At 65.8% G+C, this 19,671-nt stretch carries 19 protein-coding genes and 3 tRNA genes; 12 read left to right on the forward strand and 10 right to left on the reverse strand.

All coding sequences use genetic code 11. The annotated features are described in order from the left end of the window. Nucleotides 1–157 precede the first annotated feature (157 nt). The gene (locus IC232_RS14025) at nucleotides 158–1,045 is read left to right on the forward strand and encodes a cation diffusion facilitator family transporter (protein WP_190845591.1); all 888 of its coding nucleotides are present in this window, start codon (nucleotides 158–160) and stop codon (nucleotides 1,043–1,045) included. Nucleotides 1,046–1,261: 216 nt separating this feature from the next. Further along, complete coding sequence (locus IC232_RS14030) at nucleotides 1,262–2,953, forward strand: methyl-accepting chemotaxis protein (protein ID WP_190845592.1); 1,692 nt, start codon at nucleotides 1,262–1,264, stop codon at nucleotides 2,951–2,953. A 489-nt stretch (nucleotides 2,954–3,442) separates the two neighbouring features. On the opposite strand, the gene IC232_RS14035 is transcribed toward IC232_RS14030, so the two are convergent. The 7 genes from IC232_RS14035 to hemC all read right to left on the reverse strand — a co-directional run bounded on the left by IC232_RS14035 (nucleotide 3,443) and on the right by hemC (nucleotide 9,003). Continuing rightward, nucleotides 3,443–3,517: transfer RNA gene (locus IC232_RS14035), tRNA-Gly, on the reverse strand. 79 nt (nucleotides 3,518–3,596) lie between these two features. Then, nucleotides 3,597–3,672 (reverse strand) — tRNA-Ala (locus tag IC232_RS14040). Nucleotides 3,673–3,720: 48 nt separating this feature from the next. Continuing rightward, nucleotides 3,721–3,796: transfer RNA gene (locus IC232_RS14045), tRNA-Thr, on the reverse strand. Between the two features lie 81 nt (nucleotides 3,797–3,877). Beyond that, nucleotides 3,878–5,491 carry a heme biosynthesis protein HemY gene (locus IC232_RS14050; RefSeq protein ID WP_190845593.1) on the reverse strand — a complete coding sequence of 538 codons (1,614 nt, stop codon included), beginning with the start codon at nucleotides 5,489–5,491 and terminating at the stop codon, nucleotides 3,878–3,880. 18 nt (nucleotides 5,492–5,509) lie between these two features. Continuing rightward, nucleotides 5,510–7,156: a hypothetical protein gene (locus tag IC232_RS14055; protein WP_190845594.1), complete on the reverse strand. Its 1,647-nt coding sequence runs from the start codon at nucleotides 7,154–7,156 to the stop codon at nucleotides 5,510–5,512. Between the two features lie 210 nt (nucleotides 7,157–7,366). Beyond that, nucleotides 7,367–8,062: a uroporphyrinogen-III synthase gene (locus tag IC232_RS14060; RefSeq protein ID WP_190845595.1), complete on the reverse strand. Its 696-nt coding sequence runs from the start codon at nucleotides 8,060–8,062 to the stop codon at nucleotides 7,367–7,369. Then, nucleotides 8,062–9,003 (reverse strand): hydroxymethylbilane synthase, encoded by a 942-nt coding sequence (gene hemC / locus IC232_RS14065; RefSeq protein WP_190845596.1) that lies wholly within the window; start codon nucleotides 9,001–9,003, stop codon nucleotides 8,062–8,064. The genes IC232_RS14060 and hemC overlap by 1 nt, the downstream gene beginning before the upstream one ends. Nucleotides 9,004–9,125: 122 nt before the next feature. Between hemC and tsaD the strand changes: the two genes are divergently transcribed. The 5 genes from tsaD (at nucleotide 9,126) to IC232_RS14090 (ending at nucleotide 13,139) form a co-directional block, all read left to right on the forward strand. Then, on the forward strand, nucleotides 9,126–10,181 hold the full coding sequence (tsaD, locus tag IC232_RS14070; RefSeq protein WP_190845597.1) for a tRNA (adenosine(37)-N6)-threonylcarbamoyltransferase complex transferase subunit TsaD: 1,056 nt from the start codon (nucleotides 9,126–9,128) through the stop codon (nucleotides 10,179–10,181). Beyond that, nucleotides 10,181–10,753, forward strand: a complete 573-nt coding sequence (locus IC232_RS14075; protein WP_190845645.1) for a GNAT family N-acetyltransferase — start codon at nucleotides 10,181–10,183, stop codon at nucleotides 10,751–10,753. The genes tsaD and IC232_RS14075 overlap by 1 nt, the downstream gene beginning before the upstream one ends. A gap of 15 nt (nucleotides 10,754–10,768) precedes the next feature. After that, entirely contained in the window at nucleotides 10,769–11,752 is a 984-nt protein-coding gene (locus IC232_RS14080) for an NAD(P)H-dependent glycerol-3-phosphate dehydrogenase (RefSeq protein WP_190845598.1), read from the forward strand. Nucleotides 11,753–11,930: 178 nt separating this feature from the next. Further along, nucleotides 11,931–12,344 carry an EVE domain-containing protein gene (locus tag IC232_RS14085; protein WP_190845599.1) on the forward strand — a complete coding sequence of 138 codons (414 nt, stop codon included), beginning with the start codon at nucleotides 11,931–11,933 and terminating at the stop codon, nucleotides 12,342–12,344. A 21-nt stretch (nucleotides 12,345–12,365) separates the two neighbouring features. Next, nucleotides 12,366–13,139, forward strand: a complete 774-nt coding sequence (locus IC232_RS14090; protein WP_190845600.1) for a carbon-nitrogen hydrolase family protein — start codon at nucleotides 12,366–12,368, stop codon at nucleotides 13,137–13,139. Between the two features lie 15 nt (nucleotides 13,140–13,154). Here the strand turns inward: IC232_RS14090 and IC232_RS14095 are convergent, their stop codons facing one another. Together IC232_RS14095 and IC232_RS14100 are read right to left on the reverse strand one after the other, a co-directional pair. Beyond that, nucleotides 13,155–13,400, reverse strand: a complete 246-nt coding sequence (locus IC232_RS14095) for a hypothetical protein (RefSeq protein WP_190845601.1) — start codon at nucleotides 13,398–13,400, stop codon at nucleotides 13,155–13,157. After that, complete coding sequence (locus IC232_RS14100) at nucleotides 13,397–14,140, reverse strand: Crp/Fnr family transcriptional regulator (RefSeq protein WP_190845602.1); 744 nt, start codon at nucleotides 14,138–14,140, stop codon at nucleotides 13,397–13,399. The genes IC232_RS14095 and IC232_RS14100 overlap by 4 nt, the downstream gene beginning before the upstream one ends. 279 nt (nucleotides 14,141–14,419) lie before the next feature. On the opposite strand from IC232_RS14100, the gene acs reads away from it, so the two are divergent. From acs to IC232_RS14120, 4 genes are all read left to right on the forward strand, one after another. Then, complete coding sequence (acs, locus tag IC232_RS14105) at nucleotides 14,420–16,378, forward strand: acetate--CoA ligase (RefSeq protein ID WP_190845603.1); 1,959 nt, start codon at nucleotides 14,420–14,422, stop codon at nucleotides 16,376–16,378. Nucleotides 16,379–16,563: 185 nt separating this feature from the next. Further along, complete coding sequence (locus IC232_RS14110; protein WP_210335359.1) at nucleotides 16,564–16,827, forward strand: DUF6356 family protein; 264 nt, start codon at nucleotides 16,564–16,566, stop codon at nucleotides 16,825–16,827. Nucleotides 16,828–16,910: 83 nt separating this feature from the next. Further along, on the forward strand, nucleotides 16,911–17,417 hold the full coding sequence (locus IC232_RS14115; RefSeq protein WP_190845604.1) for a L,D-transpeptidase: 507 nt from the start codon (nucleotides 16,911–16,913) through the stop codon (nucleotides 17,415–17,417). A gap of 88 nt (nucleotides 17,418–17,505) precedes the next feature. Continuing rightward, nucleotides 17,506–17,727 (forward strand): hypothetical protein, encoded by a 222-nt coding sequence (locus IC232_RS14120; RefSeq protein WP_190845605.1) that lies wholly within the window; start codon nucleotides 17,506–17,508, stop codon nucleotides 17,725–17,727. Between the two features lie 27 nt (nucleotides 17,728–17,754). Here IC232_RS14120 and IC232_RS14125 read toward each other — a convergent pair whose 3' ends face one another. Next, nucleotides 17,755–19,053 carry a class I SAM-dependent methyltransferase gene (locus tag IC232_RS14125; RefSeq protein ID WP_190845606.1) on the reverse strand — a complete coding sequence of 433 codons (1,299 nt, stop codon included), beginning with the start codon at nucleotides 19,051–19,053 and terminating at the stop codon, nucleotides 17,755–17,757. A 106-nt stretch (nucleotides 19,054–19,159) separates the two neighbouring features. Here IC232_RS14125 and IC232_RS14130 point away from each other — a divergent pair, with 106 nt between their 5' ends. After that, nucleotides 19,160–19,597, forward strand: coding sequence for a hypothetical protein (locus IC232_RS14130; RefSeq protein ID WP_190845607.1), 438 nt, complete (start codon nucleotides 19,160–19,162; stop codon nucleotides 19,595–19,597). Nucleotides 19,598–19,671: the final 74 nt, after the last annotated feature.

Consider the following 19,671-nt stretch of genomic DNA (forward strand, 5'->3'; position numbering starts at 1 on the left):
TTCGAAGCTGATCAGGCTTGACATTGTCTTTATCGTTCCGGCGAGCATCATGATTTTGCAAACGATTAGCAAGTAAAAACAAAGTCTTGCGCTTGAAGAAACACCCTCTATAAGGTCGCTTCGTTCCCCGCTGAACCAGCTTTTCAAGTGTCGCGCCATGGACAAGATTCAAAAACTTGCCATTGGCAGCATATTCGTCGGAACCGTTGTTTTCGTCCTGAAATATGCCGCCTATTACATCACGGGCAGCATTGCGCTTTATTCCGACGCGCTGGAGAGCATCATCAATGTGGTGACGGCGGTGGCAGCGTTCATGGCTGTTCGCCTGAGCGCCGCACCGGCGGATGCCAATCACCCCTATGGCCATCACAAGGTGGAGTATTTCTCAGCCGTTCTCGAAGGCGTGCTGATCATCGTCGCGGCCCTGGCGATTCTGCGCGAGGCCTATTTCGGGTTCCTGGCGCCGCGGGTGATCGACGCGCCGGTGCACGGCCTTGCCGTCAATGCAGTTGCCAGTGTGATCAATGCGGCCTGGTCTTGGGCTCTGATCCACCACGGCCGGCGCCTGCGCTCCCCCGCAATTGTGGCCGACGGGCGCCATCTCCTCACTGATGTGGTCACATCGGCGGTGGTCATCATAGGCCTCCTGCTCGTGCCGCTCACCGGATGGACATGGCTCGATTCCGCTCTTGCCGCCATGGTGGCGGTCAACATCCTCTGGTCGGGATGGGGACTGATCAAGGAAAGCATCGGCGGCCTCATGGACGAGGCGCTGCCGGAAACGACGCTCATCCGCGTGCGTGAGATCATTGCCCTGAACGCGGAAGGCGCCATCGAAGCGCACGACCTGCGCACGCGCCATGCGGGCCGGATGACCTTCATCGACTTCCATCTGGTCGTGCCGGGCGCCATGAGCGTGACCGATGCCCATGACATCTGCGACCGGCTGGAACGGGCGCTGAAGGCCGATGTGGAAGACGCGCTGATCACAATTCACGTGGAGCCGGACAACAAGGCCAAGCACTCCGGCATTGTGGTGCTCTAGGCGAGCGTTCTGCTCAAGACTTTAATCGTTAATAAATCGTAAATCACCTTTGCTTTTGCCATAGCGCTGCAAGTATTTAACAAAGACTTACTTCAGCAGTAGGTATTAACCCTGATAGCTCGCGCCAATATTGCCGGCTACAAACAGGCAGCCTGGATAAGCGCGTCGTGGGGGCGCGCGCCTCTCGCGGCGATGCGGGCGGGCCACTGAAATGCAATGCGTGTCTTGAACAATCTCAAAATTATTACAAAGCTGGCCATCCCGGTGGTCGTGATGGTTGCCGTCACCGTTGGCCTTATTGTCTTTGCCAAGATCGGGCTCGACACCCTTGCGGAAGAAACGCAGCAGATCGTCGACCTGCACGCGGCCCGGCGCAGCAAGGCGCTGGACATCAAGGCCCATGTGAACGAGGCGGCGATCCAGGAAAAGAACCTGATCATCGAAACGCGCTTCCAGGAAATGGCCACCTATGAGCAGGCCTTCCGCGCAGCCAAGACGGAAGCCCTGAAGGATCTGGATGGCCTGATCGCCTTGTCCGACACTCCGGAGCGGCGCGCGACCAACGAGCAGCTGAAGAAGACCGTGGAGGATTACTTCGCGATCATGGGCAAGACCATCGCCCATGCCCAGCTCAACGAAAACGACGAAGCCTTCAAGATTTCGAGCGGCGAAGGCCGCGCCATGCGCCAGAAGGCCTCACAGGCCCTCAACGAGCGTGCCGACGCCAATGCCGCTGCTCTTGAAAAGGAGAAGAACGCTGCGGCTGATCTCGCGTCCTTCACATCCACCAAGCTGATGGTCGCCTCCGGGATCGGCATCACCCTGGCGATCGGATTGCTGGCCGCCATCGTGATCTACGGCGTCACACGTCCTCTGAACGGGATGACGGGTGCGATGGGTCGGTTGGCTGGGGGCGATCTGGACGTGAGCGTCACGGGCACCGAGCGGAAGGATGAGGTGGGCCTGCTCGCCCGTTCGCTGCAGGTGTTCAAGGACAATGCTCTCGAAGCCCGCCGCCTGGCCGCCGCGCAGGATACCGAGAACCAGGCCAAGATGCGTCGTGCGGAGCTGCTGGATCAGATCACGCGGCGCTTCGAGAGCAACGTGTCGGCGCTCACCCAGGGCCTGTCCTCGGCTGCCACCGAAATGGAGGCCACGGCGCAAACCATGACGGCGGTTGCCAGCCAGACCACCCAGCAGTCCGTCACCGTCTCGTCCGCCGCCCAGCAGACCTCCGCCAACGTGCAGACGGTGGCGGCCGCCACCGAGGAACTCTCGATCTCGATCCGGGAGATCGCCTCCCAGGTGGCGCAGTCGTCGCAGATTGCCGACCGGGCCGTGCAGGGCGCCCGCCGCACCGACGCGGCCGTGCAGGATCTGGCCTCCACGGCCAGCCGCATCGGCGACGTGGTGCAGCTGATCAACACCATTGCCGGCCAGACCAACCTGCTGGCCTTGAACGCCACCATCGAGGCAGCCCGCGCCGGCGAAGCCGGCAAGGGCTTTGCCGTGGTGGCCACGGAGGTGAAGGAGCTCGCCTCCCAGACGGCCAAGGCCACGGAGGAGATCTCGGCCCAGATCGGCTCGGTGCAGCAGGCCACGCAGCAGACGGTGGCGGCCATTCAGGAGATCGCCCGCACGATCACCGAGATGAGCCAGATCTCGACCTCGATTGCCGCCGCCATGGAGGAGCAAGGCGCGGCCACCGCCGAGATCGCCCGCAACGTGCAGGAGGCGGCGCGTGGCACGGAAGCCGTGACCGGCAGCATCGTGGACGTGCAGCAGGGCGCCGGCGAGACCACCTCGGCGGCCTCCCAGGTGCTGGGTGCAGCCCAGGAACTGTCGCGCCACTCCAACGACCTCTCCCGCGAGGTCCAGGACTTCCTCCAAGGCGTCAAAGCCGCTTAGACTTCATCTCTCTTCAATACAAAAAGGACCCGGCAACGATGAGCCGGGTCTTTTTCTTTGCCGCCACGCTGAAACAAGCGTCCGCTGAGTGCTTTAGTTACCCATGACGGGTCGTGATCCAATCCTGGAAGTACCCGTCACGGAAAACGGATCGGCACAACGTTCTGAGTGGGTTCTTCACGGACGCTGATCCCGCAACCTGATGAGCCGGGCACCTGCCCCGGCCTGAATGGATGGAGGCTCGCATAGCGATCTCGAATGGGCTGACCGCCCCCTCCACGTTGCGAAGTTGAGCGTCGGAGGCAGCCTTCAGCCCGACAATCTGAAATAGACCACCGGTTCAAACCGGATGAACGTCAATGACGCGTGACCTCGAGTCACCGCGGGCCCATTTCCCTTCATGGAATGGGCCCGTTTGCTTAGGCTGACCTGAAAACACGAAAGGCGCCTGAAGGCGCCTTGTCGATGGATTTTCCCAGATGAGGAAATTGGAGCGGGCGAAGGGATTCGAACCCTCGACCCCAACCTTGGCAAGGTTGTGCTCTACCCCTGAGCTACACCCGCACGCTCCGTCTCGTCTTCAACTCGCATCGTGTGGACCGGAAAAACCGGAACCACTTTTCCGCACGATGCGCCAGCAGGATGGTGGAGCCAGGCGGGATCGAACCGCCGACCTCTTGCATGCCATGCAAGCGCTCTCCCAGCTGAGCTATGGCCCCTGCCATTCCTTCCCCACCTTCAGCCACCGTAAGCGCCAAGGATGGGAATGGTGCCGCAAGAGGGATTCGAACCCCCGACCCCCTCATTACGAATGAGGTGCTCTACCAGCTGAGCTATTGCGGCATCGCAAATCTTGCGATCCGAGAGGGCGACCTCTTACCCCCTCGCCTGCCGGTTGGCAAGGCGGGAAAGACCGGAAAGGCTCTACCAGACCGAAAAAACGCTGCGGCGCGCGGCCGCTTCTTCCTTCGGCTTCGGCACGTCCGGGGGCGTGGCCGGAAAGACCACGGGCCCCGGTGGCGGCAGGGGCACTTCCTGCTTCGCAGGCTCCTCATCACTCAAGGCGGCTCTCAGCTCGTTCTTCAGAACATCGTCCTCCGGCTCGAGGATCGGCTCATGGGAGGCCACAGATTCCGAGACGGGCGCAGGAGCAGGCACGACTTCCGGTGAGGGCGCGGCCACGGCCGGCAGCGGCCTCGGCTCATCGTCGAGATCCGCCGTCACGTCGTCGTGCAGGGTGAGTTCTGGGGCGACCAGCACATCCGGCGGTGCCTGCCAGACGAAGGCGTCGAGCCGGCCGGTGACGGGCGAGATCGGCAGCCAGTGATCGGACACGATCCCGTCGGCGATCCAGGCCGGATCCCGCGGCGCGCGGGTGGCGCGGGCGAGCCATTCGCGGCCCCTGCCCGTGGAGCCATGCTCCGCCTGCTCCAGGTCGGACATGAGGAGGCAGACCCGCATGCTCGGCCGGTCCTGCAGCAGCGGCGCCAGGGCGTCGCGGGCGCGGGCAAACTCGCGCGCTTCGAGAGCCGCACGGGTCACGGCAAGCCGCCCTTCCGGCGCGGCTCCGGAGAGCCGCATGAGGGTTTCGGCGCGCTTGAGCCGGTCGAGGCCGGAATCGCCCGGGCGCAGGTTGAGATACACATCCGCCAGGTCCGGATGGGGCAGGCTGCGCCAGGCGGTCTCCACCACCTTGGCACCCTTACGCAGATCGCCCTTGCGCGAGAGGAGACGGCCGGCCATAGCCGCCGCCGGCACGAGATCGGGCGCGAGCTTCACCGCATCCTGGGCGCTCCTGAGAGCACCGTCGGGATCGTGGTCCACCCGCTCCAGGGCATCGGCGGTGAGCAGGACGGCCCGGTGGCGCTTGGCCGTGGCCTTGTTCAGGAGGCCCAGAGACGCGCGCCGTTCGACGGCCTCCAGGGCCCCGCGCCAGTCGTGATCGGCACAGCGTGCCTCAAGGACCGCATCGCTCGCCCAGGCGGCGGCCGGCGCCAGACGAACCGCCTCGGAGGCGTATTGCTGAGCCTCGCCCACGTCACCCCGGCGCCGGGCCTCGACGAAGAGGCCGCGCAGGCCGAGCACGCGGGTCTCGTCCTCCTCCATCATCTGGGTGAAGGCAGCCTCCGCCGCCTCGCGGTTGCCGGAGACCTGGGCCGCCTGCGCCTTGAGCAGCAGCGTCAGGGGCTCGCGCCCCAGCAGGCGCTCGGCTTCGTTGGCATAGCGGCGGGCCGCGATGGTGTCGCCCGCGCCCACGGCCACCATGCCACGGGAGATGGCCTGATAGCCCCGGGAGCGGCGGCGGGCCTTTGATGCGAAGGTCAGCCGGGAGGGCAGATGCAGGATGCCGGACACCAGGGACCAGAGCAGCGCCAGGAAGAGCGCGAGGCCCGCCAGCGCAATGGCGGCGACCGCCACCGACATCTGGATCTCGTAGCCCGCGAAGGTGATCAGGACCGAGCCGGGCCGGTCGGCCAGCCAGACCGCGCCGAAGGCCGCGACGCAGAGAAGACCGATGAAAACGAGAGCGCGCCACATGCTGGCCTGATCCTTTTCTTATTGCGTCGTGCGGTTGAGGGTGGCGAGGGCATCAGAGCTGATCGCTTGAGCTGCCCGATGGGCATCAGCGACGGATTTGACCTGTCGGCCCCATTCCTCGGATACCCGTCGTGCCGGCTCTGGCAGGGCATCCCAGGCGGCGGCCGCCTCCACCACGTCGCCGCGCTCCAGGGCCTGCCGGATACGGGTGACGCCAGCAGGAACGCCGCTGCCGCCGGGTTCGTTCACGGGCCTGACCGTCACCACCTTGTCGGCCATGCGCAGGATGCGGTCGGTCCAGCCCTCGGCCGGGCCGCGGCTCTCGCGCAGGATCGCCGTCTCCACGGGCTCGAAGCTCTGGGCCAGCTCGGCCGGGGTCGGGGCGCCGCCTTGAGCGAAAGGTTCGAGGGGTGCCACCCGGGCCGGTTCTGTGCCGGCCTTCCGCACGCCGTCGAGCACCTCCGCATAGGGCGTGCCGCCCTGCAGGGCTTCGTTCAGCCGCCCGGCCAGCACCACGCGGGTGCCGGTCTGGCTGGCTGTCGTGACATTCCTGGTGTTCTCGGCAGCCTGCTGGGACAGGGCGGTAATGCGCTGCTCCTGCTCACTGAGGCGACGATCCGTGTCGCCAAAGCGCCGGCTGCTCTCCGCCAGCTGACGGTCGAGATCGGCAAGGCGTCGGTCGGTATCCTGGAAGCGCTGCTCGCGCTCGCCAAAGCGGCGATCGAGGTCTGCCAGACGGCGGTCGAGCTCCTGCGTAACGTTCGCTGCGTTGGCGGCGTTCTGCCCGTTCGCCCGCACCTGCTCGTCGAGGGCGCCGAGGCGGGTGGAGAGATCGGCCAGCGCGGACTCGGTCTGGGGAGAAGCCTGGGGCTGAGGTGCTTCCGGCGCGGGACGGTTGAGAGCCTCCTGCGCCTGGGATGCTGCCTGCTGGGCCGCGCCCTGGATCGCCTGGAGCCGCTGGTCGAGCTCGCCCCTGGCGGCTTCAAGAGCCTGGAGACGCCCGTCCAGAGCGGACGTGTCGCCCTGCGGCAGGCCTCCGGGTGCTGCCGGCTGCTGCCGCAATGCGTTCACACGCTGCTCGAGCTGGGCGATGCGCGGATCGCTCGGTACGGAAGCTGGATCTCGCCAGGTCTGCAATCCGTAAACGAGACCGGCGCCGACGAGGCCGCCCAGAAGGCCGGATCCGATGAGAGCCCCGGCGGAGCTGCGCCGCCCGGGAGCGGGCGGCGGAGGCACGGAATCCGCACGCGTCTCCGAACTGGAAGCTTCGTGGAAGGAGGTGCCGCTTGCAGTGGTATCCTGCCCTGCCATTTGCTCGAGGGAGGTTTCGGAGGGAAGCGTATCGGTGCCCGAACCCGAATCGAGGCTGGCCTCCGAGGACGCGACCACATCCTCCGCCGGAGGTTCGCTGCCGCTGGCGATGGTCTCGTCTGCTTGCACACCCGACAGGGTATCCGTCGCGGCGTCCGGCGCGCGGGTCTCCTCACCGACGGTATCCCGCCCAAGGGTATCCTGGCCGACAGTCTCCTGGGCGGCAGCCGCCTCGGGATCGGCCCGAACGCTGCCATCGTCGATCACGAAAGCCTTCAGGTCGATGGTGGCCGGCTCGCGCGAGGGTTTCTTGCGGGAGGATTTCGAGCGTCTGGGATCAGATGAATCGGTCACGGGTCACTCTTGCAGGGTCGCCAGGGAAGTATTTCTCTGGGGCGAGGTCTTCAAAAGGGCAGTGTGATAGGCAATTGAGGCAAGCTTGAGCGCAGGCTTTCGTTCCCTCAAGAGCCGGTGATCGTCCAAGATCGCAGCTTCATGGGACCATCATCCTCTCCTTATGACAAAGATCCCGCACGGGGATCGTAGCCGAAGTCTCGGCGAAGGTCATGGGACCCTGTCGAGAAGCCCGAGCAGCGCTTCCTCCGAGGGCTCCTCCGCCACGAGAGCGGTGGCGCCTGCCGATTTCAGGGGCGCGGCCACGTCGGCCGACAGGCAGAGATGGGGAATGCTCAAGAGGCGCGATGCCAGACCTGCCTCCCCTGCCAACCGGATCACGAGTTCCGCGCTCCTCCGGGAATAATGGAGCGCGGCGCCGATTTGGCCAGTGCGCAGGGCCTCCCCGGCATTGCTCGGCAGCGTCTCGACGGCCTTCGCCTCGTAAGCCTCCCATGGCAGGATCGTGAAACCGGAAGCCCTCAGGGAGGCCGCCGGTTCCTCCTTGCGATGGCGCGCCGTCACGTGAAGCAGGGTCATGCCGGGCGCCAGCGTGCCGCGAATCAGCCGCACCAGGGAGAGTGCATCGCCCTCCGCCACGGTGATGCCGGCAAAGCCTGCCGCCCGCACCGGATCGGCCGTGCGCTCGCCAACGGCGAAAACGGGTTTCGACCGGTCGAGAGAAGCCAAAGCCGCTTCCGCATGGGCGCTGGTGACGATCAGGGCATCGTACGAATCGAGCGGCATCGGATCGCCTGTCGGCACGATCCGGGTCACGGGCGCCAGCAACGCCTCGTGACCGCGGGCGGCGAGCTTGTCCGCCGTGCGTGCGGCATCGTCGGGCGAGCGGGTGACGAGGACCCGCATCAGGGTTTGAGGAAATCCGGCGGCATGCGCGCGCGCAGCTCAGATCCGGCATCGCGCCCGAGGGCCACCGCATCCTCGGGCAAGCCGCGGCGCAGGGCCTCCAGGCTCTCCGATCCGTCCGGGCGCAGCACGAGGCCGCGGAATTCGAGTTCGCCGCCGACGAGCCGCGCATGCCCCGCGATGGGGGTGCGGCAGGAGCCGTCGAGGATGGTGAGAAAGGCCCGCTCGGCCGCGAGTGCCTGACCGGTCGGAGCATCGAGGATCGGGGCAATCGCCTGGCGCACCCGCTCGTCCTCGGCCCGGATCGCAATGGCGATGGCCCCCTGCCCGACCGCCGGCAGGAAGTCGTCCGTCTCCAGCATCGTGGTCACGTGGTCGGTCAGCCCGAGGCGGCGCAGGCCCGCCATGGCGAGAAGCGTCGCGTCGACCTCGCCGCGCTCCAGCTTGGCGAGCCGCGTCTGCACATTGCCGCGAAGCAACGTGACCTGGAGATCGGGCCGCAGGCGGCGAATCTGCGCCTGGCGCCGCAGCGACGCGGAGCCCACCACGGCGCCCTGCGGCAGGTCGCTGATGCTCTTGAAGCGGTGGCTGATGAAGGCGTCGCGCACGTCCTCGCGCGGCAGGAAGCCGGCGATCACGATACCCTCCGGCAGGGTGGTCGGCAGGTCCTTGGCGGAATGGACCGCAAGATCGATCGAGCCTTCGAGCAGCGCGATGTCGAGCTCCTTGGTGAAGAGCCCCTTGCCGCCCGCCTCCGACAGGGGCCGGTCCTGAATGGCGTCGCCCGTGGTCTTGATGATCGACAGGGGCAGGTGCTCCACGGTCCAGCCATCCCCGGTCGAACCGTGGGCGGCGAACAGCCGGTCTTGCGTCTCGTGGGCCTGGGCCAGCGCCAGCGGGCTGCCTCGCGTACCGATGACCAGGGTGGGTGAAGCGGCCATTCCGGTTCTGCTCTCCTGAAGAATGATTTCGGCGTTTGATCTTGTGCGGCGCGGCGGACTATAGGGGGAGGAGCGCCGGGCCGGAAGCCCGGACAACACCTTAAATCGAGCAGCCACCGACCATGCGCATTCTAGGCATCGAGACCACCTGCGACGAGACTGCGGCCGCTGTCGTGGGTGTCGGCTTCGACGGACGGGGCGAGATCCTGTCCAACGAGGTGTTGAGCCAGATCGCCGAGCACGCCCGCTACGGCGGCGTGGTGCCGGAGATCGCGGCGCGCGCCCATGTGGAGGTGATCGATCGGCTGATCGCGCGCGCGCTGAAAAACGCGAACTGCTCCGTAAAGGACATCGACGGCATCGCCGTGGCGGCCGGCCCCGGCCTCATCGGCGGCGTGCTGGTGGGGCTCACCACGGCCAAAGCCATCGCGCTCGTGACCCGTAAACCCCTGATGGCGGTGAACCATCTCGAAGCCCATGCGCTCACCGCGCGGCTCACCGACGGCATCGGCTTCCCGTACCTGCTGCTGCTCGCCTCCGGCGGCCACACCCAGCTCGTGGCGGTGCGCGGCGTCGGCGATTACGTGCGCATCGGCACCACCATCGACGACGCCATCGGCGAGGCCTTCGACAAGGTCGCCAAGATGCTGGGGCTGCCCTATCCCGGCGGCCCGCATGTGGAGAGCGAGGCCGCGAAGGGCAATCCGGAGCGCTTCGCCTTCCCGCGCCCGATGCAGGGCCGGAAGGAGCCGAACTTTTCCCTCTCCGGCCTCAAGACGGCTGTCAGGATCGAAGCGGAGAAGATCGCGCCGCTCACCGCCAGCGACATTGCCGATCTCTGCGCCAGCTTCCAGGCCGCCATCGTCGACGTGGTGGTGGACCGCACCCGCGTGGGGCTTCGCGCCTTCCGTGAGATCGCCGGCCATCCGGCGGCCCTCGTGGTGGCCGGCGGCGTTGCGGCCAACCAGGGCATGCGCCAGGGGCTGCAGCGGCTCGCGGTCGAAGCCGGCCTCAAGCTCGTGGCGCCGCCCGTGCACCTGTGTGGCGACAACGGGGCGATGATCGCCTGGGCGGGTCTCGAGCGCATGCGCCTCGGCCTCATCGACGACATCGGCGCCCCGGCCCGCGCCCGCTGGCCCCTCGACACCAGCCGCGACGAGGCGGGAGCGAAGGCGTGATGCTGCCCTGTCCTCAAGAGATTCGCACGGAACGGCTGATCCTGCGCCGCTGGCGCGAGGAGGATTGGCCGCTTTATGCCCGCCTCAACGCGGACGAACACGTGATGCGCTTCTTCTTCAAGATGCGCAGCCGGGAGGAGAGCGACCAGGAGGCGCGCTGGCTCGACGAACGCTTCGACCTGGACGGTTTCGGCCCCTGGGCCGTGGAGGCGCCCGGCGTCGCACCGTTCATCGGCTTCGTCGGATGCTGGCGCACCGTGCGCGAACTGCCCTTCACGCCGGCCGTCGAGATCGGCTGGCGACTCGACGCCCCTTATTGGGGCAAGGGCTATGCAGGGGAGGCTGCAATGGCCTCCTTGAGGGACGTGTTCAATCGAACGGATCTTTCTGAAATCGTCGCCTATACGGCGTCGCAGAACGAGCCCTCCCGCCGGGTGATGGAGAAGCTCGGCATGACCCATGATGCGATGGGTGATTTCGATCATCCGGCCATCCCAGAAGGTCATCCCCTGCGCAGGAGTGCACTCTACCGGATCACGCGCCAAGTCTTTCTGGCCTCCGATCCGGCCTGAGCAGGAGGACGGGTCATGAGCACCATCGGCATTGCCGGAGCCGGAGCCTGGGGAACGGCGCTGGCCAATGCGGCCGCTGCCGCCGGCAACGACGTGGTGCTGTGGATGCGCTCGGCCGAGCAGGCGTCAACGCTGGCAGCCACGCGCACGAATGAGCGCTGCCTGCCGGGTATTGCGCTGCACGAGCGCATCAGGCCGACGGCCGATCTGAGCGCGCTTGCCGCGTCCAGCGCCGTTCTTCTCGTGACGCCCGCGCAGACCACGCGCGAGGTGACGGCAGCCCTCGCCCGCGTGCTGCCGCCCGCAACGCCGCTGGTGCTCTGCGCCAAAGGCATCGAACGCGGCAGCAGGGCCTTCCTCTGCGACGTGGTCGCGGAGGTGCGCTCCGGCGCGCCCGTGGCCGTGCTGTCGGGCCCCAGCTTCGCCCATGACGTGGCCCGCGGCCTGCCCACCGCGGTGACGCTCGCCTGCCGCGACGCGGTATTGGCCGAAGCCTTGGCCAATGCAATCTCCGGGCCCACATTCCGCGTCTACCATCGCGCCGACGTGCGCGGCGTCGAGATCGGCGGCGCGGCCAAGAACGTGCTGGCCATCGCCTGCGGGGCCGTGGCGGGCAAGGGCCTCGGCGAGAGCGCCAAAGCTGCCCTCATTGCCCGTGGCTTCGCCGAACTCCTGCGTTTCGCCCGCGCCTATGGCGGCAACCCTGAGACCCTCATGGGGCTGTCCGGCCTCGGCGATCTGGTGCTCACCTGCTCCACCGCGCAATCGCGCAACTTCGCCTTCGGCCAGCGCCTCGGCCAGGGAATGAGCGTCGAAGAGGCCGCCGGCGGCAAGCTGGTGGAGGGCGCGGCCACCGCAAGCGCCCTCGTGGCGCTGGCGCGCGCGAAAGCCATCGATATGCCGATTGCGGAAGCCGTCGAGCAGATCCTGTCCGGCGCATGGACGCTCGATCAGGCTGTCGATGCGCTGATGAACCGACCGATCAAGTCCGAGCACTAGAGCATCGGACCCAAAAGTGGATTTGCACTTTTGGGTCCGATGCTCATCTTCTTGACTTGCGCATCGTGTGGACCGGAAAACCGGATCCACTTTTCGCTAGCGCGGCCCGCTGGGTCCGCACGATGCGCTAAAGCGACACGCAAAGATTTCGCGATGCTGATAAAGGGGTAAGCAGAACATGGCCCATTGGCTCTACAAGTCCGAACCCTCCGTCTGGTCCTGGGATGCCCAAGTCGCCGAAGGCGCGAAAGGCACCCACTGGAACGGCGTGCGCAATCATGTCGCCAAGCAGAACCTGATGGCGATGAAAAAGGGCGAGCACGGCTTCTTCTATCATTCGAACGAGGGCAAGGCCGTGGTCGGCATCGTCGAGGTGATCCGGGAATACTACCCGGATCACACGGACGAGACGGGCAAGTTCGGCATGGTGGACATCAAGGCCGTGAAGCCATTCCCGAAACCCGTGACCCTCGACGACATCAAGAAGCAGCCCGGCCTCGAGAAGATGATCCTCATCAACAATTCCCGCCTCTCGGTGCAGCCGGTGACGGACGAGGAATGGGCCATCGTGTGCCGGATGGGTGGGCTGTGAAGATAAAGGGGCTTTGACGTCATGAAGGTTACCGTCTGTCAGATCGACTGCCGACCCGATCATCTCGATGAGGCCTTGCAAGGCCTTGCCGCGCATGTGGCGAAAGAGGCGTCGGACTTCCTGCTGGTGCCGGAGATGTGCTTCGGCGAGTGGCTGGCGGCCGCTCCTGAGCCGGATGCCGCCCAGTGGCAGAAGGCAGTGGCTCTGCATGATGCGCGTATCGCGCGCATGTCCACGTTGAACGCCAGGGCCGTCATGGGCACGCGGCCCATCGTCATGCCGCATGGCAGCCGGCGCAACGAGGCTTATGTGTGGACCGAGGACGCGGGCGCCGTGCCTGTGCATCAGAAATACTACCTTCCCGATGAGGAGGGCTATTACGAGCATACCTGGTACGAGCGCGGTCCGGGCACCTTCGACATCGCGCGGGCGCTGGGCATGCGCATCGGCGTGCAGATCTGCACCGAGATGTGGTTTTTCGAGTGGGCGCGCCACTACGCGGCGGGCCGCGCCGATCTCCTGTGCGTTCCGCGGGCGACGCCGCATGGATCCACCCGCAAGTGGCTGGCTGGCGGCCAGGCGGCTGCGGTCTGCTCGGGCGCCTATTGCCTGTCGTCCAACCTCTGGGCGCCGCCGGGTTACAAGGCCAATTGCGGCGGCCTCGGCTGGGTGGTGGACCCGGAAGGCACCGTGCTGGCCGAGACCACGCCGGAGGCGCCCTATGCGACCGTTGAGATCGACCTCGCCTTCGCACGCGCCAGCAAGACGACCTACCCGCGCTACGTGCCCGAGTGAAGCCGACAGTCACAATCAGAGCCGCTGGGTGAGACGCTGTCCGATCCAGTCCTGGGCCGCATCCAGGTCGGCAAAGGCCGGATAGTTCACGCCGCCCAAGGGGCCGAAGCCCGCCTCCAGGAACCATTGCCCCGGCGCCACCTCGTTCCGGTCCGACAACCGCACCAGCACGGCCACCAGCCGCTGGCTCCCGTCGAACACCAGCACGCCTTCTTCTTCGAAGCCGGTGTGCACCCGGACAGGCTGAAGGGTGAGGCTCATGCGTCGCCCTCCCGCTCCAGATGCAGGTAGAGCGGGTCGAACTCGCCCGCCTCCTTCAGGCGTTCCCAATCGGGGACGATCAACTGGGTGCCCCTGGTCTGGACGAGGCCGTTCGCCCGCATGGCCTGGAGAACCCGGTTCACGTGAACATTGCTGGTGCCGATGGCATCGGCCAGCTCAACCTGGGTGATGGGCAGGTCGAAGGTGTCGTCCTCCACGAGCCCCACCGCCTTCAGGCGCACCAGGAACTCGCACAGAAGATGAGCCAGCCGGGTATAGGCCTCGCGCCGTCCGACGTTGAGCAGCCATTCCCGGAAGATCGAGGCATCCACCAGGGTCTCGCGCCAGAAGGCAGCGGCGATGCGGGGATGGCGCTCGCACACCCGGCGCATGTGCTCATGCTGGATGAACCCGACCGTGCAGGGGCTGATCGTGGCGACGCTGTTGTCCATGACCTCCAGGTGCAGGCTCTGCAGGTCGGGAATGTCGCCGGGAACATGGAAGGCCATGATCTGGCGCTTGCCCTCGGTGGTGAGCTTGTAGACCTGGGTGATGCCCTCCAGCAGCAGGCAACACTGGGAGGGCCGGTCGCCGATGCGCACGACGTCCTGATCCGCCTTGAGAACCGTGACCTGCACGGGCACGTCCCGAAGGGCCTGCCTCTCCTCCTCGGACAGGGGAAAGATGCTGTCCAGCTTGCGGATCATCAGGGCTTGAGGCGAGTGAGGGCCGGCTATCATCCTTGCATGTCCTGTCGCGCCCCACGGCGGGAGCGGCTCCGATCAATGACTGACGGGGCGATAACAACGCTGCGCGGCAATTGTGCCGAACCCGGTTGCATCGGCATAGGGAACTGGCTCTTGCGCGGTCGCCCGCTCCCGGTGTCTCTGCCGCGCTTGTGCACTGCACCCCGAAAGTAGCAAAGACCAAAGTCCGATCCCGGCCCCGCTTGCCCGACCCCTGGCTCTTTCCGTACATCTAGCGCTAAATTCATCCCGAAAATGTCTGGGAGAAGCGCCATGGAAGAGAAGATCTACGACGTGCCGTCCGAGTGGACCCACCGCGCCTATCTGGACGAGGCGGGCTACCGGGCCAAGTACGAGGCGTCCACCAAGGACCCGGAGGCCTTCTGGGCCGAGGAAGCAAAGCGCATCCACTGGTTCAAGGCGCCTTCCCGGATCAAGAACACCAATTTCGGCCCTGAGAATGTCTCGATCCGCTGGTTCGAAGACGGCGTCACCAACGTGGCCTATAACTGCGTCGACCGGCACCTCCACACCCGCGGCGATCAGGTCGCCATCATCTGGGAAGGCGACGATCCGTCCGAATCGAAGAAGATCACCTACCGCGAGCTCGCCGCGCAGGTGAACCGCATGGCCAACATCATGCGCAACCGCGGCGTGGAGAAGGGCGACCGCGTCACGATCTACATGCCGATGATCCCGGAAGCGGCCTATGCCATGCTCGCCTGCGCGCGGCTCGGGGCCATCCACTCGGTGGTGTTCGGCGGCTTCTCGCCGGATTCGCTCGCCAGCCGCATCCAGGACGCGAAATCCGCCTTCATCGTCACGGCCGACGAGGGCCTGCGCGGCGGCCGCAAGGTTCCGCTGAAGGTGAACGTGGACGCGGCCCTCGAGCGCGTCGGCGCCGGCGTGGTCGACCACGTGCTGGTGGTGCGCCGCACGGGCGGCGCGGTGAACATGCTGCCGGGCCGCGACGTCTATTACGACGAGGCGGCAGCGCAGGTCTCCGACGAGTGCCCCTATGAGGAAATGAACGCGGAGGACCCGCTGTTCATCCTCTACACGTCAGGCTCGACCGGCACCCCGAAGGGCGTGCTGCACACCACGGGCGGCTATCTCGTCCACGCGGCGATGACGCACCAATACGTCTTCGATTATCACGACGGCGACATCTACTGGTGCACCGCCGACGTGGGCTGGGTCACGGGCCATTCCTACATCCTCTACGGGCCGCTCGCGAACGGCGCCACCACGCTGATGTTCGAGGGCGTGCCCACCTATCCGTCGATCTCGCGCTTCTGGGAGGTGATCGACAAGCACGGGGTCAACATCTTCTACACGGCCCCCACGGCGATCCGCTCGCTCATGCAGGCGGGCGAGGAGCCGGTGAAGAGGACCGCGCGCAAGTCGCTGCGCCTGCTCGGCTCCGTGGGCGAGCCGATCAACCCGGAAGCCTGGGAATGGTACCACCGCGTGGTCGGCGACAGCCGCTGCCCCATCGTCGACACCTGGTGGCAGACGGAGACCGGCGGCATCCTGATTGCCCCGCTGCCCGGCGCCACCAAGCTCAAGCCGGGATCGGCCACGAAGCCCTTCTTCGGCGTGCAGCCGCAGGTGGTGGATGCGGAAGGCAAGGTGCTGGAGGGCGCGGCCGAGGGCAATCTCGTGATCGCCGATTCCTGGCCCGGCCAGATGCGCACGGTTTATGGCGATCACGAGCGCTTCGTGCAGACCTACTTCTCCACCTATCCGGGCAAATACTTCACCGGCGACGGCTGTAGGCGGGATGCGGACGGCTATTACTGGATCACCGGCCGCGTGGACGACGTGATCAACGTGTCCGGCCACCGCATGGGCACGGCTGAAGTGGAATCCGCCCTCGTGGCGCATCCGAAGGTGTCGGAAGCCGCCGTGGTGGGCTATCCGCACGACATCAAGGGCCAGGGCATCTACGCCTATGTGACCCTGATGGCCGGCGAAGAGCCCTCGGAGGAGCTGCGCAAGGAGCTGGTGGCCTGGGTGCGCAAGGAAATCGGCCCCATCGCGTCGCCCGACCTGATCCAGTTCGCCCCCGGCCTGCCCAAGACCCGCTCCGGCAAGATCATGCGCCGCATCCTGCGCAAGATCGCCGAGGATGAGTTCGGCTCGCTCGGCGACACCTCGACGCTGGCCGATCCTGGGGTGGTCGATGATCTCATCACCAACCGCCAGAACAAGCGCACGCAGGCGGCTTAAAACACCGCGTCACCTGAGGACGATGTGGGGTGGCCGGGCTCGTCCCGGCCATTTCTTTTGCGACGGTTTCTAACTCCGAATTGTAAGGAATAGCATCGCGCTCGCCCCAATTCAGCCCGCTTGTCTTCCAAGGATTTTGATCTCCACCCGTGCAGTCCAAGACACGTTCTCTGAGGGAGCATTCCATGTCCTTGAAGCGGCTCTTCACCGACCACCCCGAAGCCGTGGGCGAGTCCTATGGCGAGCATATGGGTGTGGCCCTGAGCTTCGCGGGCCCGCTTCTGCTGGCGGGTCTCGCGGCGCTTGTTCATGCCTTCCTGCCGTTTCTCTTCACGACCACCGCCAGCGCCACCGTGAAGCGGCTTTATGCGCGCATGATGAATCGCGCGTCCAAGCCCGATTCGAGAACGGCCGCGGACGACATGTTCTCCTGGGACCCGGCCATCTGATCCGCCTCGCCTGAGCGGCGTGGAACCGTAGCCTTATCTCTCGCGTCTCACCCTCACTGATTTCTTGCAGGAGGGTTCGACCCATGAGCATCCGCGCCGCATTGGCCTTCGCCACCGCTCTCGGCATTGCCGTTAGTGCCCATGGCGCATCGGCCCGCGAGGTCGTGCCGTTCCAGGCGGGGGTTTCGCCCGGCACCATCGTGATCAAGACGGCGGAGCGGCGGCTCTATTACGTGCGCGGCGACGGCACGGCCCTGCGCTACCGGGTGGCCGTGGGCAAGCCCGGCAAGCAATGGTTCGGCGAGGCGCAGATCGACGGCAAATACGTGCGGCCCGCCTGGTCGCCGCCCGCCGAGGTGAAGCGCGACAACCCGCGCCTGCCCGACGTGATCCCCGGCGGCGCACCCAACAATCCCATGGGCGCACGGGCGCTGACCCTCAATCTCGACGAATACGCCATCCACGGCACCAACCGCCCGAGCTCCATCGGCACTTATGCCTCCTACGGCTGCATCCGCATGCTCAACGAGGACATCGTGCACCTCTACGATCAGGTGAATGTGGGCACGCGGGTGGTGGTGGTGCCTTAGTCTCAGGAGCGCCAGAAATTCGTAACATTATTCTTGCCGACCTCTCCACTTTCGGTCTCTATGGCAATCGAGGAGAGCAGAGGCATCAATGGAGAACAGCAAACAACACAATCAATCAATCTGGCGCTCGCTGCTGGAAGTGATTGCTGTCATCCTCCTCTTCTTAGTCTGCCTGTGCGGGGTGCTCCTCTCGGTCTATGGCATCGTCATAGTGATGTTTCCGCCTTTCGGCCCGATCATTCTAGGCCTAGGCCTCGCCATATTGGCATCTGGCATAGTGCTGCTGAGGATGCTCTTGCGCCGTCCTTGACGCGTTTATGCCTAACGGCTCAATGCTCTATGAATACAAATCCGCCCGCGACGGCGGCAGGCCCGACGGTCCTCGCGTGCGCTTGGAGGCGAGCGTCTGGTTCACGCCTACGGCCCCACGCTCGAAGGCGAGCGAGCAGCCGGCGAGGTAGAGCAGCCACATGCGGGTCTTCTCGGGGCCGACCAGCGCCTCCGCCTCCTTGCGGCGGGCGTTGAGATTCTCCCACCACAGGCGCGTGGTGCGCTGGTAATGCTCGCGCCAGGCCTCCACGTCGTGCACCTCGAAACCGTGGCGCTCCAGGTTGGAGATGGACATCCCTAAGTGATCGAGCTCGCCGCCGGGAAAGATGTAGCGGGTGAGCGCCTTGTACTCGGGCTTGAGCTTCCGGAACGCCCTGTCGCTGCGCTTGGCGCGCCGCGCGATGGTGTGGTGGAGATAGAGCCCGCGCGGCCTGAGCAGGCGATGCACGGCGCTGAAATAGGCGGGGTAGTTGGCAATCCCCACCTGCTCGAACATGCCGATGGAGGAGATCTTGTCGAACTCGCCTTCGACTTGCGTGAAATCCTTCACCAGCACCTCGACGCGGTCCTGCAAGCCCAGCCGCGCGATCTTGTCCCTGGCGAGCTTCGCCTGTTCTTCGGCGAGCGTCACGCCGGTGGCCTTCACGCCGTAATGCTGCGCCGCATGGCAGATGAGCGCGCCCCAGCCGCAGCCGATATCGAGCAGGCGCTCATTGGGCTTGAGCCGCAGCTTGCGGCAGATCATGTCGAGCTTGTCCCGTTGCGCACGGGCGAGGTCGTCGTGCCAGTCCGGCTGGAAGTAGGCGCAGGTATAGACCATCTCCGGATCGAGAAAGAGCCGGTAGAAATCGTTCGACACGTCGTAGTGATAGGCGACGTTCTTCTTGTTGGTCTGGGGCCTGCCGTCGCGCGCGTCCGGGTTGTCCTCGACGCGATCGAGCGGACGCGGCATGTGGGCGGGGGCGCGCAGGAAGTGGTAGGCGACCTTCAGCGCCTTGCGCTTGCTTACCGCCTTCAGGCGGCGCGCGACCTTCTGCGGGCGCTGATCGGCCAGATCGAACAGGGTGCCGTTTTTGAGGTCGAGCAGGCCTGCCACAACAGCGTTGAGCACGGTGTCGAGGTTGGGACGGCGGACAAGCGCCGCGATCACGCTCTCGCGCCGGATCACGAGGCGCATGGCGTAGGACGGCAGATCCGCCGGAATCGTCGAGCCGTCCCACAGCTCGAAGCCGAACGTGAGATCGAGCGCGCGATGAGCGTCGCTCAGAAGATCCCGGAACATCTCCAGCCGTGCCGCCCCGCCCATGCTGCCCTTCCCGTTTCAGCGGCAGACTAGAACCGGCGATGCGGCTCCGCAACGTCGTGGGATCCATCAGGCGTGGATGGTTTTCCCCTCTGAACGGAGGGGGCGAATGCCTCTCGCGGGAGCTATGCTGGCGCGCATTTCCGAAGATGGTGACCTCATGCGTGCCGCTCTCCTTTCGATCCTGATCCCGTTTGCTGTTGCGCTGGCCGGATGCCAGACGCAGCCCTATGCCTCCGGACACGCGCAGGCGGACGCCTTGATGGCGGAGCTTCAGGCCGAGTCCACGGCAACGGGCGTGGCGGCAACGGCCATCTCGGTGGCCGGATCAGCGGACCCGTCGGGAATGGGTGCGGGTGCCGCTCACGCCATCAACAGAGGCATGCTCAACGCCCATAACGCGCAGGTGAACGCTCGCATCCAGAACCGGATCATGGCCCAGGAGATGGCAGTGGTGAAATGCGTCGAGGAATCGAAGGCCATGTCCGGCAAGGCGGCCGAGGATTATGCCGATGCCTGCGCCAGGCGAGCCCGGGGCATTCCATAGGCGCGCCGGCATTCGCCCAGTTGCGCTCAGTGTGCCAGATCGGCCAGATGCCGGAGCTTTTCGGGATTGCGGAC

Origin of the sequence: Microvirga sp., assembly GCF_014699075.1 — a bacterium.
Classification (GTDB): domain Bacteria; phylum Pseudomonadota; class Alphaproteobacteria; order Rhizobiales; family Beijerinckiaceae; genus Microvirga.

What these genes read in the sequence shown, in the direction of transcription:
- IC232_RS14025 (WP_190845591.1), top strand. Translation starts at nt 158, where the DNA reads ATGGACAAGATTCAAAAACTTGCCATTGGCAGCATATTCGTCGGAACC.
- IC232_RS14030 (WP_190845592.1), top strand. Translation starts at nt 1,262, where the DNA reads ATGCGTGTCTTGAACAATCTCAAAATTATTACAAAGCTGGCCATCCCG.
- IC232_RS14050 (WP_190845593.1), bottom strand. Translation starts at nt 5,491, where the DNA reads ATGTGGCGCGCTCTCGTTTTCATCGGTCTTCTCTGCGTCGCGGCCTTC.
- IC232_RS14060 (WP_190845595.1), bottom strand. Translation starts at nt 8,062, where the DNA reads ATGCGGGTCCTCGTCACCCGCTCGCCCGACGATGCCGCACGCACGGCG.
- hemC (WP_190845596.1), bottom strand. Translation starts at nt 9,003, where the DNA reads ATGGCCGCTTCACCCACCCTGGTCATCGGTACGCGAGGCAGCCCGCTG.
- tsaD (WP_190845597.1), top strand. Translation starts at nt 9,126, where the DNA reads ATGCGCATTCTAGGCATCGAGACCACCTGCGACGAGACTGCGGCCGCT.
- IC232_RS14075 (WP_190845645.1), top strand. Translation starts at nt 10,181, where the DNA reads ATGCTGCCCTGTCCTCAAGAGATTCGCACGGAACGGCTGATCCTGCGC.
- IC232_RS14080 (WP_190845598.1), top strand. Translation starts at nt 10,769, where the DNA reads ATGAGCACCATCGGCATTGCCGGAGCCGGAGCCTGGGGAACGGCGCTG.
- IC232_RS14085 (WP_190845599.1), top strand. Translation starts at nt 11,931, where the DNA reads ATGGCCCATTGGCTCTACAAGTCCGAACCCTCCGTCTGGTCCTGGGAT.
- IC232_RS14090 (WP_190845600.1), top strand. Translation starts at nt 12,366, where the DNA reads ATGAAGGTTACCGTCTGTCAGATCGACTGCCGACCCGATCATCTCGAT.
- IC232_RS14095 (WP_190845601.1), bottom strand. Translation starts at nt 13,400, where the DNA reads ATGAGCCTCACCCTTCAGCCTGTCCGGGTGCACACCGGCTTCGAAGAA.
- IC232_RS14100 (WP_190845602.1), bottom strand. Translation starts at nt 14,140, where the DNA reads ATGATAGCCGGCCCTCACTCGCCTCAAGCCCTGATGATCCGCAAGCTG.
- acs (WP_190845603.1), top strand. Translation starts at nt 14,420, where the DNA reads ATGGAAGAGAAGATCTACGACGTGCCGTCCGAGTGGACCCACCGCGCC.
- IC232_RS14110 (WP_210335359.1), top strand. Translation starts at nt 16,564, where the DNA reads ATGTCCTTGAAGCGGCTCTTCACCGACCACCCCGAAGCCGTGGGCGAG.
- IC232_RS14115 (WP_190845604.1), top strand. Translation starts at nt 16,911, where the DNA reads ATGAGCATCCGCGCCGCATTGGCCTTCGCCACCGCTCTCGGCATTGCC.
- IC232_RS14120 (WP_190845605.1), top strand. Translation starts at nt 17,506, where the DNA reads ATGGAGAACAGCAAACAACACAATCAATCAATCTGGCGCTCGCTGCTG.
- IC232_RS14125 (WP_190845606.1), bottom strand. Translation starts at nt 19,053, where the DNA reads ATGGGCGGGGCGGCACGGCTGGAGATGTTCCGGGATCTTCTGAGCGAC.
- IC232_RS14130 (WP_190845607.1), top strand. Translation starts at nt 19,160, where the DNA reads ATGCCTCTCGCGGGAGCTATGCTGGCGCGCATTTCCGAAGATGGTGAC.